The sequence below is a fragment of the Leptospira langatensis genome (assembly GCF_004770615.1).
Taxonomy (GTDB): Bacteria; Spirochaetota; Leptospiria; order Leptospirales; family Leptospiraceae; genus Leptospira_B; species Leptospira_B langatensis.
The window spans coordinates 18,718-33,432 of the sequence record NZ_RQER01000006.1 but is presented as its reverse complement, the minus strand read 5'-3'; the positions used below and the strand labels follow the sequence as shown (position 1 = coordinate 33,432).

Below are 14,715 nucleotides of genomic sequence, written 5' to 3'. Positions count from 1 at the left end.
GAATCTCTTTAAGATGCTTCAAAACAATTACTTCAGCGATGTAGACGATCTACAACTTCATTTCGAACATATTATCAATTGGAAAGAGATCATAGACTCTTACGAAAACGGATTTACGGATGCGGCCAAATATAGGGCCGGAGACGAAAGGTTCGCAACGGCTCCTTCTTCTTATGATGAAGCGAAAGAATATTATAAAACTCTGTTAGAGTCAGTCGGAGAATTTGCCGGAAAAGAGATCGCTCCTTACGTAGCGGACCTCGATCGGGTAGGGGTCCAATTCAAGGATGGGAAGGTTGTCTTCCCTGAAAAACTCCTAGAGATCGTCCGAAAGGCGAGAGATGCGGGATTGCAACCCACCGGCTTCTCCCGGAAATACGGAGGCTTAGGGGTTCCTTGGTCGGTCAGGGCTTTCTTTAGTGAAATCTTATATAGAGTGGACGCTTCCGTTTGTATCGCGATCGGTTGCGTGAATTTGGCGGAGATCGTAGAAAAGAACGGAAGCGAGGAGTTGAAAGACGCTTGGCTTCCTAGATTGGCAGCGGGAGAATTTGCCTGCGCCATGGGGCTAACGGAGCCGGACCACGGTTCGGATCTTCCCGGGCTCAGGACAAGAGCGACCCATAAGGAAGGAAATATTTATCTTCTCAATGGGACCAAGAGATTCATCACCCAAGGTTGCGGCACAGGAGAGATCCCCGCTATTCTTCTGTTATTAGCTCGCACCGGAAATCCGGGAAGTGGAGCACGAGGACTCTCCTTCTTTTTGGTACAATCCAAAGATATCCAGATCGCCGGGATTGAGAAGAAGATGGGGCTCCATTGTTCTCCTACCTGCGAAGTGGTCTTAGAAAATACTCCGGGCATCCTCATCGGAGAAGAAGGTCACGGCCTAGTAAAACATACCATGGGGATGTTGAACGGAGCTAGGATGGGAATCTCTCAACAAGGAGTTGGGATCGCACAGGCTGCATTAGGCGAGGCCAAGAAATACGCTTCCGAAAGGATCCAATTCGGAAAACCTATAGGGACCATTCCTGCAGTCAGAAAAATACTTCGTAGAATGGAAAGGGAAACCATGGCAATGCGTTGCCTCATGTTAGAAGGCGCACGCGCAATGGATCTCTATTATTTTAGGGGAGAACATCTGAAAGAAAAGGGAGCCACGGACAGGGATCTGAAATCGGATGTGGTACTGAAATATTGGGAAAGACTAGCAAGCATTCTCACTCCTATTTCCAAATTCTATTGTTCAGAGAGTTGTGTGAAGATCGCTGGAGATGCGGTCCAAGTACATGGAGGCGCAGGCTTTACGGAAGATTACGATGTCTCTAGGATCTACAGGGATTCTAGGATCACAACCATCTATGACGGAACCTCTCAGATCCAAGTAAATGCGAGCATCGGTGGGATCACCACTGGAATGAGCAATCATGGTTTCTTAAGAGAATATATCGATAACGAATGGTCTCATTTCCCGACGGAAGAAACCAAACTCCTTTCGGATGCTTGGGATATTTACCAAGAGCTGATGGGAATTTATAGGGAATTGCCTGCTTCGGAAGATAAGGAAGAGACTGCGGACGAGATCGTTTGGGCCACAGCAAGACTACTTTCCGGACTTCTGTTCTATCGTTCTACTTTGAGAATTCCGGAAGAACTTAGAGCGGAAAGACTCTCTCATGTGGATGAGTATAATTTGGACAGCCTAGGATATATGGAAGGCCTAAGAGCTCGCTTGAGAATTAAAGCCGCTTCTATCCAAGCGGTTTGAACTACTCCAGATCTGAAAGATTCACTCTTAACGATTTCCGCTTAAGGATCCCTTTAAGGATTCGAATTTTTCGTTCGGTAATTTTCCTTCCCCATTTAAAGAAAGGGAAGGGTGGATCGATAGTACGAAATACATGTCGACTTCTCCCTTGCCTTTCGCTTGGATCTTTCCTCTGTGCTCGCATACAAAGAAGTCTTTCACGATCTCATAAGTCGCACCGGAGATATTTACGAAGCCGGCCTTGCCCGAGGATTCCATTCTGCTGGCGGTATTCACCGCGTCTCCCCAAACATCGTAGGCGAATTTATCGGAGCCTATGACTCCCGAGGTTACCGGGCCGGTATGAATTCCCACTCTTAATTCCCAGAAGGGAAGACTTTTGCCTGCCTTATCCTCTGCGATCTGTTTCATAAAATTCTGAAATTCTAAACCTGCTAGACAACTGTCGACAGCATGGGAATAGTTTGCACTCGGAATTCCTCCCGCGCACATATAAGAGTCTCCGATGGTCTTCAGTTTTTCCAATCCTCTCTCGGAAACTACGGAATCGAATTTAGAGAAGCAAGAGTGTAGATTCTCTACTAGATCCGCGGGCAGCATTTCTTCCGCAGTCTTAGTGAATCCTACAAAATCGGTGAATAGGATGGTTGCCGAGTCGTAGTATACAGGTGAAACCGTTCCCTTTTCTTTCAATTCTTCTGCTACAGTCTTAGGAAGGATGTTCAAAAGCAATCGATCGCTTTTCGCTCTTTGGAGTTCGGCTTCGTTTCTTGCTTCTACAGTACGATCTCTTTCTTCCGATAGTTCTCTCGTTCTCTCGATGACCTTTTTTTCCAAATGCAACGATAGCTCTTCGCTCGTATTGAAGGCTTTTGCGACCCTTCTTCCAAGCATCGCTGCATTGGAGAACGTTAGTAAGAATAGACCGGCTGGAGTGAGATATCCCGGACCTATATGATAAAGATAGAATAGGAAGTCGTTGATAACGGATGCAAAGAAGAATACCAATCCTGATAGCATAAGCAATGCTCCGTCTTCCTTTTTAAAGGAAGCTATGATCAGAACGATGATCGCATACGATCCGCCTGTCGCGATCAAAAGCTGATAGAAAGGAAGAGTATGCGAAAATAGGGCAGGAGGCAGTATTATTACGGACAAGCAAATAGACAAGGATAGGATTAGAATTGCAATGATCCCGGATTTATGGAAACGATTGGGGAATAATCTGCGAACGAAAAGAGCCATGATCGGCACTCCCAAATAGAAGGCCAAATATTCCGCCTTAATCAGGATGACCCATGGAACAAAGCGCACTGCTTCTCCCAAGAATCTTTCCCCACTAAGAAGTACCCGCATTGTGATCGTAAGACAAATGAGAGAGAACCAAAGTGTTTCCGTGTCTTTCTTTCGGTAAAAGAATAGCCCCAAGTGGTACAAGCCCATGATGAGCAAGGCCCCTGCAAGAAATGCGCTCGTTAACCTCAATCTATCTCTCGCAGCGAAGATCTCTGAGGCGTCTCCTAAAAGGATGGGCATTTGAAATCCGCCGTTCCTGTGAACATGATTGGAAATATGTACGACTACCTGCACCTCCTTAGCGCGGGGAACAGCGCTCGTTTGAGGGAGATATTCGGGCCTCTCCTCCGCTTCCGAGGTAGCAACGATCCCGTTTCTCGCGATCTTCTTTCCGTTCCAATAAACATCGTAGGCGGAGCCTTGTCCATCCTCTATGCGAGCGGCTAGATCGGGAGAGTTCTCCGGTAAAAGTAACGTTAGACGATATGTTACGTATCCGATCGGAGGCAAATGTTTTCCGTCCAGCTCGTAACCGTTCCAAACTCCGGGGATGTTGATGAGTCCCGCAGGCTTGGGCACTTCTTCTTGCCAGAATTTTTCGGGGGGAACGAGCTGCATCCAATAGAAGTCCCATTCCCCATTGAGTTCTACGATCCCATCCTTCTCAAAATCCCAGTCTCGCAGGTCTAGGACCCCGCCTTTTGCTGTCGGGAAACGACGCCCGGACGAGTGAGAGGAATCCACGCAGGAGAAAATGGATCCGCAGGAAATCAGAGCGATTATAAGAAAGGAATAGGTTTTTAAGGAAAAATGGCGCATAGATCAATCGAACAAATGAGGGGTAGAAACCGACTTCTACCAGCTTTTTTTCATGGAATCACTTATACTTTTTAGGAATTGGTCGATGGGAAATAACAGGAGGGGACTATGCCCGCATTCTCAATTCCGGGATTAAGTTCCGGCCAGGATACGAACCAGATCGTTAAGAAGCTTGTGGAATTGGAATCCAAGCCGATCCGCCGTTTGGAAAGGCAAAACGGATACAACCAGGCCCAAGTCAAGGCTTGGACCGATCTGAAGACCCTGACCACAGATCTCCAAAATAAGACCAGAGAAATCATATCATTTACAGCGCCGTTCGCGACCAAGTCCATCGTGTCCGATCCGGAAGGAGTGATCACGGGTGATGCCGCTCGTTCTGCGAGCAGTGGAAAGCGTAAGATAGAAGTCAAAGAACTCGCTACCTTTCACCAGATCTCGGGAGATCCCATCGATTCCGAGAGAAAGATCCCTGCCGGTAGTTTCAAGATCCTTTCCGGAGAGAATGAGAAGGAGATCGAATTCCCGGGCGGGACCATTCGAGATCTCTATCTCACCATTCGCACGGGTGCTGCCGGGATCGTTCAACCTACCATGGTGAAGGTAGACCAGGATAAAACCGTATTAACTCTCGCCGCTTCTCAATCGGGCAAAGACAATCAGTTGAAATTTGATGATCCGAATGGGATCTTAAAAGCGGCCTCCCTCGTTGGAGGGATGTTGCCTCAGGATCCTCCTCAAGTCTTTCCTCTTCCTTGGGAAGCCGGACAGACAAATGCATTCCAACCGGAAAAGTACGGAATGGATGCGACTGCAAAACCAGTCTTTATTCCGGCTAACGCAGAGAAGAAGGAGCCGTCCAAGGTAAAACTCAGCTCCAAGCAAGCCTTTCAGTTCCATATAGATGCAAAGGAAGGGAAGAAGGGAGCAAGGATAGAAGCCACTCTTTCCGAACCTTTGGAAGAAGGAGAAACGATCTCTCTCGGGGTACTATACGACCAAGACGAGCAAGACAAGGTATTGTTGGAGACCGCCTATCATAAGGAAGGAAAGGTCCGCATCACTCTCAAATCCTCTATGGAAGGAAAGAAGATCCATAAGGTGATCGTAGTCAATCAAACCGGAAAGGAGAAGGAATTCTCCCAATTCAGGTTCGTTCTTCCTGCAGAGTTCAACGGGGCGAAACCGGCAAAGACCATCGTAGAAGCCAAGGATGCTTCCTTTACGGTCGACGGGATAGAGGTTACTCGTCCTAAGAACGAAGGACTGACTGATGTTCTGGACGGAGTTCTTCTGAACCTGAACAAGAAGAGCGAAGGTCCCGTTACTGTGGATATCAAAGTGGATTCCGCGAAAGGGATCAAGATGGTCAAGGAATTCATAGAAGCATATAATAATGTACTAAAATACTCTAAGGATGCTACCGCAGTGAACAAGGAAAGCGGTACCTCCGACGCTAAGCTGGACGATCCGGATATCACTCGATCCTTCTGGGAAGGCAAGGGTAAAACAGGTATCCTTGCAGGGGAGAACTCGGTCATTCGGTTGATCGCAGGAATGAAGAATGTAACCACTTCTTCCTTTCCTGCATTGGGAACTTCCGAGATCAGGACTCTTGCGGATGTGGGAATTTCAACCGGAGACGTAGGAAGCAAATGGGCGGATATCCAAGAAGGATATCTCGCATTGAACGAGGCCAAGCTTACTGCAAAATTAGCGGAGAATCCGGATGCAGTGCGAAACCTATTCGCTCAGGATACAAACTCCGACGCTAGAATGGATACAGGTGTCGGAGTAAATCTGGTAGAACACTTAAAGCCTTATACTCAGTATGCAGGCGGCCTGGTCACGAGCAAGATCAAGCTATTGGAAGAACAAGTCTCCGATAACAATAAGAAAATTAAGAATTTCGAATCTCATTTGCTAAGCTACGAGAAGAAGCTTAAGGAAAAATTCCTGTATATGGAACAGGGAGTCGGAAGGAATAAGGCCGTTGGCTCTTATCTCAGTAATAACCTGAGAAGCCAAGGCGGAGACGACAAGTAAGGAAATCATAAGGATAAACGGAGGAATCACCGTGGAAATATTCGTAAACGATCAGAAATTGGAAAGTGCCTTCGAGAACGAGAAAAACCTAGGAGAGGTTTTCGACGCAGTGGGGCGTTGGGTAGAGTCGAACGGAAAATTCCTGCTCTCCTGCCTAGTAGATGGAGAAGAATTCCAAGCAGGTACTATGCGTGATTCTTCCATCGCTCAGGCGAATAAGATGGAATTCTATGTGGGAGAGGAATTGGATATCCTGATCAGTTCCTTGCACGAATTAGATTCGTATGTGGACAAGGTAGGGACTACCTTGCTCGGAAGAGACAGCCTTACCGAAAAAGAAACCAAGGAACTCACCGACGGAATGTATTGGATCAAGACTCTACTCGAGTCCGCCGGCAAACTTTTGAAACTGAAATACGACCAGATCAAACCTATGGGAACCGGAAGCACGGTAGAAGAGATCATGGAAGCTCTTCAATCCAAAGCAGGAAAGCTGGACGGCACGACTGCCATCGAGGAGTTCCTAGAATACCTGAGAGATATGAAATTATTCGTGATGGATCTGGTTGCAAGAGCCTCCGTATTGGATCTGGATCTTCCTATCTTAAGAGAGATCTTGGATACTTTCATTAAGGCAGTTCCCGCCCTAAAAGAAAGTTTTGTGAAGGTGAACGAAAGCTATCAATCCGGAAAGGACGAGGTAGCAACCCATCTTCTGACTCAATCCGTTTCTCAGATCAATGTACTATTGACTTCGTTTATCACTCTAAGACAGAAACTTCCCGGTATGGATTTCTCCAAGATCCAGATCGCAGAAAGGACATTCGAAGAAAAGACAAACGATCTAAACGATACTCTTGCATCGGTAGCTTTGGCATTAGAAGAAAAAGATATCATTCGTGCCGGAGATATTATCGAGTATGAGATCCCTGCGGTCTTAGATGAACTTCTTCCCTATTTGGAAAAAGTAAAAGAGCAGGCAGATTCGTTGGCAGTTTAAGCCGACTCTGAGATCTCCAGGCAGAACATAGTGAGATCGTCCGTGATGATCCCATCCCCGAAAGATTCCGAATAGGAGACCAGGGATCGGATAAGCCCGTCCGAATCCTGGTAGGAAAGTTTTTTGACTGCTTCTACCAGGGTTGCATTGCCCATCGGGATTCCCTTAGAACCTCTTACCTCGAATAATCCGTCCGAATACAATAAGATCCTATCTCCCGCTTGCAACTGGATCTGATAATCCTCCAAGATAGGGGTCCCAATTGCGAGTAGAACTCCTCCTTTCCCAGGTAGGCCCAATGTCTCCCCTTTTCTAAGTAGTAGTCCGGAATGATGACCTGCATAACTATATTCTAATATTAGAGTTTTGGGATCGAACCTAAGATACATTGCGGAAATGAAATGTTGGGTCACTACGGAAGAAAGAAGATCGTTTGTGAATAGCAGTCCTTCTTTGGGTTTACTCCCTTTTCTGGAAACCACATTGAAAGAGATGGAAGCCATTGCCGCTACCATGGCGGAAGAGATCCCATGCCCGGAAACATCTGCGAATAGGATCTCTATCTTTCCGTCCGCGGTTTCCGCACAATTCAGAACATCTCCACCCACATGGTCGTACGGCCTGAAATAGGAGAAGATCTTAAACTTCTCCGAACCGGGAAAGTCCCTAGTAGTGATCGTGTTCTGGACCTCTCTGGCTATGTCCAGATCGCGGACTACCCTGGAATAGAGCATATTGATCTTTTCCGAGGCCTCTTTCTTTTCGGTGATATCTCGCAGCACATAGACCTTGCCCACATCCCTTCCGGAAATCGGGATCTCCGACTTAGACACTTCCAAATACATGGGAACCGTAGAGGCAATCATGTCGTCGTCGATCCGTATCACCTTTGCAGGAGTGTCGGACTTCTTCTTAAAATCCATCCGAGTGAACGGTTTTCTGGTAAATCCTTCCAGAAAATGTCCCAGATCTAATTTCTCCGGAGATGAAGCAGATTTAGGGAATCCTAATATTTCTTTGGCACTATCGTTCCAATATAGCAGCTCATCTGCGGTGGAAAGAAGGATAACTCCTTCTCTCAATTTAGAATAAAGCTGGAGAGCGATCCTCTCTAAGCGGATCTCCAGGAAACCGTACTTTGCGATCGCAATGAACACGCAAAGGGATTGGATCACACTTGCACTTCCGCTCAAAGGAGGATAATGTAGATCCCCTTTGGAGAGGATCCTAGGTAATACGGTAGTTAAGAAGCCGAGTATGGATGTGAGGAATGTCCCGAAGGCCAAAAGATAACATTGCTTTCTAAAACCGATCTCTTCTTTTCTGGATTCGAAGATCAATAGGAAGATTGCGTATATTGCCGGAGTCACGATGAGCACGTTTACCCCGTAAACGTACAAGGGGCCGGGGATCAGCATGTCTCCCCAGTATTTTCTTTCTACTCCTCCTATGATCCAATCCGTGGTAAGGGCGATCGGAAAGATGGCTAAGGCCAGTCCTCTTAATAGGTAGAGCAGAATATTAGGATTTTTTGATAGAAATGCAAATACGAATTCGAGGAAAAGAGTTCCTGCGAGTAGCCAAGAAATGGAACTGATCTTAAAGATCCAAGGCATCCAATGTATCGGCAAGAAGGACCAATATAGAACGATGGAAATGATCCAAAGGCTTAGGTCCGCAGAATACAGTAAGTATAAATGAACTACTCTATGCTTGCCCTTTAAGGCGAGCACATAAGTAAACAAGGATAGATTTAGGAATAGGGCTAGAAGAGGAACGATCAAATAAGGATTCATTTCGGACCGATCTCCAGGGCTAACATTGCCAAGTCGTCATTATGTTTCCCGTTTCCGAAGTCCAAGGCCCTTTTATGAGCCGCTTCCAATAAGGAGCGAGTGTCCCGGTCCGCCATGGTCTTGATCCAATCCAAGAATTCCTCATAGCCTAGGATATCACCTAGATCGTTTTTCACTTCGTACAAACCGTCGGAGTAGAATAAGAGACGATCCGAATCGATCAGATCGAAACTATAATCGTTTAGATACAATTCCTTGATCGCAAGTAGGATTCTTCCTTCTCCTTCTAAGGAGAGAACCTTTCCGTTTCGCAGGACTAGAATGGGATGATGACCTGCGTAGGAAAAGGATACCTTATTTTGTTTAGGATAAAAGCTAGCGTATACGGCGGAGATATGATGATGAAGGACCACCTTAGAAAGCATTTCATGGATCTCTGATAGACTTTCCGCAGGAGAAAGAAGTTTGTCGGACACGATCTGAAAGGCTATGGAGAGCATTCCCCCCACCATTGCGGAAGCGATCCCATGACCGGAGACATCCGCGAATAGAATGTCCACTCGATTGGAATCATGCTCTATGACACGAAGCATGTCGCCACCCACCTTATCGATCGGTTGAAAGAAGGAATGGATCTTGTAGGAATCCTTGTCCGGGAATTTTTGGGTGATGATGGAGGCTTGGGTCACCCTTGCGATCTCCAGGTCGTTTACGATCTGTGAATAGAGTTGATGGATCTTCTCCTGAGCTGCCTTTCTTTCCGTAATGTCCCGAAGTAGGTACAGGATCCCTGATTCTTCGTCGGTGATCTTGATCTCAGAAAGAGTGAGTTCTACGAATTGCGGGACCGCTTTCTTGATCAGTTGGTAGTCTCTTGGAAAATGATCCTGGTCTTCCCGATAACCGGCAAAGTATTCTTCCGGTCGAAAGAACCCTTCTTTAGAAGGAGAGCCATCCAGAATGGAGATGGCAGCCTGGTTGGCAAAAAAGAATTCGTTGTGCTCTTTAGTGAGCACGATCCCATCATGAATGTCCCGAAACAATTCCACTGCGATCCTTTCCAAACTGATGTTCAGGAATCCATAGCGAGTGATCGCAACAAAGATAAAGATGGCTTGGACTGTGATCGAGATGGAAGTCAAGGGAACAAACAGGTATCTGCCTTGCTCATCCAGATTGAATAACTCCGTATAAGCACTAGTAGCAAGAGCGAAACTCGTACCGGTGATCCAAAGATTCAATTGGATCTTGATCTTTCTTTGTTTTGTCTTGGCCCTCTCTCGGATCAGAAGACTGAGTCCCCAGATCGCAGGAAAGCTAACAGCGATCGTACTTAAGGGAACAAATAAGATCCCAGGCAATAACTCATAACCCCAATCGTACAAAACAGAGCCTTTGATCACTAGATCCGTAGATGCGGTCAGTAAGATCGTGCCAAGAACGAAGACACGGAAGAAGGGAAGAGCTATTGTCGAACGGATGTTTAAAAATCTATAAACAGTTTCTAATAATAAGAGACCCACAGGCAACCAAGTGAAGCAGGTCAGCTTGAAGATGGCAGTCATCCACTCCGGAGGGAGCATTCCCCAATATAGAATAAAGCAGATTTGCCAGAGATTTAAGAAGAATACGAAGCGGAGGAAGTCCCGAATAACGGCGCTTCGGAACCTTCTTGCGAAAACGTATGAAATTAAAAGGGTATTTGTGATTAGAGCGCTTATTGGCAGAAAAAGGTAATAATTCATGAACCGAATCGCCCCGGGGCATCCTAACCGAATCCTGATTCCGAATCAATCCCGAATGGTTTGCCGACAGAGCTTTTTGAAGCTCAAAAATATAGCTTTTGAAGGACAGAATTTATTGAAAAATGTCGTCTTGCCTTTTATGAAAATGATTTGCGTTAGACGACATTGAGTCTATGATTGGCGCCACCAACGTTTCTGAAGCAAGCATTACGCGGCGGGGAATATGGAGGGAGGGGATTCTTTGGAAGCTACAGAAACGCAATCCCCTTACTTCACTCGAGAAACCAGTTCCTCGCTCCTGAAAGAGGCTCCTATCCTTTCCTTGAAAGGAATTACATTAACGCCTATCTGCGTTTGCCCCAAATGCGGTGCGGAGAGTAGGACCCCTTGGGCCAAGTCCAGGGGTCGTTTACGCGATTGGGCAGCCTTTCTAGAGGAGATCCGATTCGTCGTCTGTACTAACGAATCCTGTATGACACATTTCAATCCGGGATATCTTTTGGAGTTCCCGACAGGAACGATCACATTAAATAAATCGAATCTATTTAAGGCTATGGTCTCTTGGTTTGAGGAATTCTCGGGCAGTCCTATTTCCTTATTGGAAGAAGGGGATACTGAGTTCTTAAGATGGGACCCATTCTTTCGAGCTGTCCCGAATTGGGCGGATCATATTCCAATAATCTTATTTACAAATATTTTACGTTATACTCCTCCTGGGGACTTGGAGGGCATCCTATTAGGACGTAAGGGAATTCCCGTATTCGGTGGATTTCCGATCCGTTGGATGATTTGATCATCTCTCTGTTAGGATCTTGCGGGAAACAGTCTCATCCTTCTTCAGTTGTTCTACAAGCGCGTCTACGCCGGAGAATTTAACCTCTGCACGTATCCTTTCGGAGAAAGATACTCTTACAGTCTTGCCATAGATGTCTCCCGAAAAATCGAAGATATGGCTCTCTAAGGCGATTGCATTGTCCCCAAACGTAGGATTGTTCCCTATATTGATCATAGAAGGATAGGCCTTGCCTTCGACCTCTGTATGACCGGCATACACTCCTACTCCGGGAAGGATCAGCTCCGGAAACGGCTTCACATTGGCAGTAGGGAAACCGATGGCTCTTCCTCTTTTATGACCTTCGACCACTGTGCCGGAAACGGAGAATTCACGACCTAGACATTCTTCTGCCTCGGCAACTTTCCCTTCTCTCAATAAGGAACGAATATAGGAACTAGAAAGTTTGGTGCCACCTAAGAAGACTGGATCCAATTTTTCCAGATCGTATCCGAACTCGGAAGAATATTTTTGGAGTAGCTCGAAGTCCCCTCTTCTTCCCTTGCCGAAGCAATGATTGAAGCCTATGAGTATGGACTTGGCACCCAATTCCTGTATAAGGATATTCTTAAGGAAATCCTCAGCTTCCATCTGAGCGAATTCCAGGGTAAAGGGGACTACGATGAGCCAATCGATCCCATAGGATTCTATTAGATTTTCCTTATCCGCTTGGGTAGTGATCCCGCCCAGATCCTTGTCCTTTCCGAGTACTAAAGCCGGGTTGGGATAATAGGTGACCACGCAGGAGGGAAGACCTTTTTCTAAGGAGATCTCCTTGGTCCTTTCCAAAAGAGCCTGGTGTCCCAGGTGGATCCCGTCGAAATTCCCCAGGGTCACAACTGTGGAAGTCTTTAGTTGGCTTTTTAAGTTCTCCAGACTTCTAAGAATTTTCAAGTTTCCCTCCGAAGGACGGTCGATACTCTAAAAAGATGGACCGGCTCCGATTTGCAATACTCTTATTCTTGATTTCGACCACTGCCGGACAGAGTCCGATCGGTCAGGAAAATCGGAAAACGAAAAATTATGAGAATTTCGCCAAACCGATGGGCGGAGAGTCTTATATTTCCGAGGACTATAAAACCTTTCCGGAGCTTTCCGTTTGGGCCCTGCATAATGGATTGAAGCTCGCCCCGGATCGAAAAGATCCCGCACCCGGAGCTGGTACAGGCCGCCTATTTGATAACCAATGCAGGATGGTGCCCGAACAAGGTTTGGACATCCTACTGATCGCAGATCCGGACAGAAAAGATGAGATCTATGTATATCTGGACCTGACCGTTTTCCAAAAAACAGAACATGCGAATCTTCTTCCGGATAGAGAGTTACGGATCTTGGTGAACGGAATGGAGAAGAGAAGTGTACGCTTCCCTGACCCTAAATTATATACAAAGGCACTCTATTCCAGCACCCCTCCTGTGTACATCCGAGTGGATCCTTCCGAATTGGTACAAGGGAGACTGATCGTAAGCTTGCTGCCTATGGCAGGGGACAAGGGAAGGTTCTGGGGAGTCTGGGACGCTTTTCTGTCCTATACGGCTCCCGAGTATCCGGATTGATCAAGGAAATTGGCTGGTGAATTCCGCTTCTGAAAGAGTTTGGAAATAGGACGTAAGGCCGGCTACTTTGAAGACTTTTTCGATCGCAGCCTTCATATTCGCTATAAAAAACTTTCCGTTCAGCTCTTGGACATAATTTAGCTGCTTGATGAGCATTCCAATGCCGGATGAATCGATATAGTTCAGCTTCTCAAGGTTGATTACTACGTTATTATTGTTTCGATCTATGTTCTGTTCGAAGAAATTCTTCAGATCGATGGACGTATAGATGTCCAGACTCCCGGAAAGCCCGATTACGTTCGTATCGCCGGATTTTCTAATGTTAATTTCCATGTCTGTCCCTTCCCTTTTCGTAGAATCCGATCGGAATTCAACGAATTTTTAGGAAAATTCCGGGCTTTTTGACGGAATGGACGACACTAGTTATCAGGAACGTCTCCGAACTCATTTATGAAGAAACATATTTTATTCTTTCTTCTACTAGTATTCTTTAGCTGGGGAAGCTCCGCTCAGGATTTTGAAGCGGACGGACAAATCAAAATTCTACCGTACGAGCCTACTCAGGTTCGGGACATAGAGGGGCTAACTCGCGATATCAAGCTCTTTCATAAGAGAATCGAACAGATGCTTCCTTTCTTGAGCAAAAGGAAGAAAATTATTGATAACGAATATTTTCAGTTCGTTCCCGCTCTAGAGAATTTCAATTTTCCGGTCCGAGACAGATACTTAGTAGATAAGAAATTTTACCTGAAGGTTTCAGGCGGTCAAAACGCTCTGAAATTGGACGGAGTGCGTTTTATTACTCGGAAATCCTTGGTTACCAAACTTCGGCCGATCGACGATCAGACCGGCGAGATGAAGAACGAAAGTGTAGCGAACTCGGATCCTTCTACCATTGTACTTACGCTGAAGAAAAAAACGGATGCGGGAATCAAAGAAGAAGTATATAGTCTTTCCAATATCCGAAGCCCATATCAGAGAGTGAAGTTTGTTCGTTCCTATAGGGACAATCTTGCGGAAGTGATCCAGGCAATCGATAAGTATGTGGAAGGAACCATCCGTGCAGACGCAAAAGATGTGGACGGCATGCTGGACGGCCTGGAAAGCGGAGGCTCTTTCCAAGAATATAATTCGAATCGTTAAACCCGCGGTTCCGAATTCCGGTCTAAAAGCTTAGTATGAATTCGGCCTGGATAGATCATTATCGTGTTCTGGGCTTGAATTTTGGAGCGAGCATAGAGTCTATCAAGCATAGATACAGAGAGCTCGCTAAGATATTCCATCCTGATAACAAACTCACAGGCTCAGAGCCTGTGTTCTTGCAAGTAGTAGAATCCTATCAGATCCTTTCTAAACCGGACGCTCGATCCAGATTCGATACCGAATTCCAAATACGGAAAAAGAGAGAAGAAGGACGTAAGTCCGGAATGCACGTCATTCCTCCTTCACGGATATTATTCGCCACACAGGCAGTCGAGTTTGCGAGAAGGGGTTTATTAAGAGCGGGAATGAGAAGTCGAGACCGCAAGAAATACACCGGCATCTATCACGATATTCGGATTTGCTTAAAGAAAGAAGAACTCTTAGGAAGGATATTCGCCGCAATTCCTTTGGTGGTCCGTTCCATCTGTCCCGAATGTATGGGATCGGATCTAAACTGCGGCTCCTGCGGAGGAAAGGGGAGCTATAAGAGTTTTCGCTATCTAAAATGGAGCCCCGAACCGGGAAGCCTGATCCCAGGAAAGATCTATACTCTGGATCTCTCCGGTTTTAGACCGGACGCATTCACTCATTTCAAGAAACAAACATTGAAAGTTAAAATTGAACTCTTTCAGGGGCCGAAAAAATAGG

The 14,715-nt window shown here is 46.1% G+C and carries 12 protein-coding genes; 7 read left to right on the top strand and 5 right to left on the bottom strand.

The features are described from left to right. The first annotated feature begins 13 nt into the window (after positions 1 to 13). Positions 14 to 1,774, top strand: coding sequence for an acyl-CoA dehydrogenase family protein (locus EHO57_RS09440; protein WP_135645358.1), 1,761 nt, complete (start codon positions 14 to 16; stop codon positions 1,772 to 1,774). Between the two features lie 27 nt (positions 1,775 to 1,801). On the opposite strand, the gene EHO57_RS09435 is transcribed toward EHO57_RS09440, so the two are convergent. Further along, positions 1,802 to 3,889 (bottom strand): adenylate/guanylate cyclase domain-containing protein, encoded by a 2,088-nt coding sequence (locus tag EHO57_RS09435; protein ID WP_135645360.1) that lies wholly within the window; start codon positions 3,887 to 3,889, stop codon positions 1,802 to 1,804. A gap of 108 nt (positions 3,890 to 3,997) precedes the next feature. Here EHO57_RS09435 and fliD point away from each other — a divergent pair, with 108 nt between their 5' ends. Continuing rightward, complete coding sequence (gene fliD / locus EHO57_RS09430; RefSeq protein ID WP_135645362.1) at positions 3,998 to 5,935, top strand: flagellar filament capping protein FliD; 1,938 nt, start codon at positions 3,998 to 4,000, stop codon at positions 5,933 to 5,935. Between the two features lie 31 nt (positions 5,936 to 5,966). After that, positions 5,967 to 6,935 (top strand): hypothetical protein, encoded by a 969-nt coding sequence (locus tag EHO57_RS09425; protein WP_135645364.1) that lies wholly within the window; start codon positions 5,967 to 5,969, stop codon positions 6,933 to 6,935. Here the strand turns inward: EHO57_RS09425 and EHO57_RS09420 are convergent. Both EHO57_RS09420 and EHO57_RS09415 read right to left on the bottom strand, forming a co-directional pair. Further along, positions 6,932 to 8,731 (bottom strand): SpoIIE family protein phosphatase, encoded by a 1,800-nt coding sequence (locus tag EHO57_RS09420; RefSeq protein WP_135645366.1) that lies wholly within the window; start codon positions 8,729 to 8,731, stop codon positions 6,932 to 6,934. The two genes, EHO57_RS09425 and EHO57_RS09420, sit on opposite strands and share 4 nt — an antisense overlap. Further along, positions 8,728 to 10,476, bottom strand: a complete 1,749-nt coding sequence (locus EHO57_RS09415) for a SpoIIE family protein phosphatase (protein WP_135645368.1) — start codon at positions 10,474 to 10,476, stop codon at positions 8,728 to 8,730. Before EHO57_RS09415 ends, EHO57_RS09420 begins: the two co-directional genes overlap by 4 nt. Positions 10,477 to 10,717: 241 nt before the next feature. Between EHO57_RS09415 and EHO57_RS09410 the strand changes: the two genes are divergently transcribed. Further along, complete coding sequence (locus EHO57_RS09410; protein WP_246050628.1) at positions 10,718 to 11,269, top strand: hypothetical protein; 552 nt, start codon at positions 10,718 to 10,720, stop codon at positions 11,267 to 11,269. Here the strand turns inward: EHO57_RS09410 and EHO57_RS09405 are convergent, their stop codons facing one another. Continuing rightward, the gene (locus EHO57_RS09405) at positions 11,270 to 12,202 is read right to left on the bottom strand and encodes a bifunctional riboflavin kinase/FAD synthetase (RefSeq protein WP_135645372.1); all 933 of its coding nucleotides are present in this window, start codon (positions 12,200 to 12,202) and stop codon (positions 11,270 to 11,272) included. Between the two features lie 35 nt (positions 12,203 to 12,237). Here EHO57_RS09405 and EHO57_RS09400 point away from each other — a divergent pair, with 35 nt between their 5' ends. Continuing rightward, on the top strand, positions 12,238 to 12,864 hold the full coding sequence (locus EHO57_RS09400; protein ID WP_135645374.1) for an LIC10729 family protein: 627 nt from the start codon (positions 12,238 to 12,240) through the stop codon (positions 12,862 to 12,864). Here the strand turns inward: EHO57_RS09400 and EHO57_RS09395 are convergent, their stop codons facing one another. After that, positions 12,865 to 13,197 carry an STAS domain-containing protein gene (locus EHO57_RS09395; RefSeq protein ID WP_135645376.1) on the bottom strand — a complete coding sequence of 111 codons (333 nt, stop codon included), beginning with the start codon at positions 13,195 to 13,197 and terminating at the stop codon, positions 12,865 to 12,867. Between the two features lie 117 nt (positions 13,198 to 13,314). Here EHO57_RS09395 and EHO57_RS09390 point away from each other — a divergent pair, with 117 nt between their 5' ends. After that, positions 13,315 to 14,007: an LIC_12936 family protein gene (locus tag EHO57_RS09390; protein WP_135645378.1), complete on the top strand. Its 693-nt coding sequence runs from the start codon at positions 13,315 to 13,317 to the stop codon at positions 14,005 to 14,007. Positions 14,008 to 14,042: 35 nt separating this feature from the next. Then, a complete protein-coding gene (locus EHO57_RS09385) occupies positions 14,043 to 14,714 on the top strand; it encodes a J domain-containing protein (RefSeq protein WP_135645380.1) in 672 nt (223 codons plus the stop codon). The last annotated feature ends 1 nt before the right edge of the window (position 14,715 follow it).

Excerpts from the sequence above, each read along its gene's own strand:
- EHO57_RS09440 (WP_135645358.1), top strand. The coding sequence starts at position 14 with ATGCTTCAAAACAATTACTTCAGCGATGTAGACGATCTACAACTTCAT.
- EHO57_RS09435 (WP_135645360.1), bottom strand. The coding sequence starts at position 3,889 with ATGCGCCATTTTTCCTTAAAAACCTATTCCTTTCTTATAATCGCTCTG.
- fliD (WP_135645362.1), top strand. The coding sequence starts at position 3,998 with ATGCCCGCATTCTCAATTCCGGGATTAAGTTCCGGCCAGGATACGAAC.
- EHO57_RS09420 (WP_135645366.1), bottom strand. The coding sequence starts at position 8,731 with ATGAATCCTTATTTGATCGTTCCTCTTCTAGCCCTATTCCTAAATCTA.
- EHO57_RS09415 (WP_135645368.1), bottom strand. The coding sequence starts at position 10,476 with ATGAATTATTACCTTTTTCTGCCAATAAGCGCTCTAATCACAAATACC.
- EHO57_RS09400 (WP_135645374.1), top strand. The coding sequence starts at position 12,238 with ATGGACCGGCTCCGATTTGCAATACTCTTATTCTTGATTTCGACCACT.
- EHO57_RS09395 (WP_135645376.1), bottom strand. The coding sequence starts at position 13,197 with ATGGAAATTAACATTAGAAAATCCGGCGATACGAACGTAATCGGGCTT.
- EHO57_RS09390 (WP_135645378.1), top strand. The coding sequence starts at position 13,315 with ATGAAGAAACATATTTTATTCTTTCTTCTACTAGTATTCTTTAGCTGG.
- EHO57_RS09385 (WP_135645380.1), top strand. The coding sequence starts at position 14,043 with ATGAATTCGGCCTGGATAGATCATTATCGTGTTCTGGGCTTGAATTTT.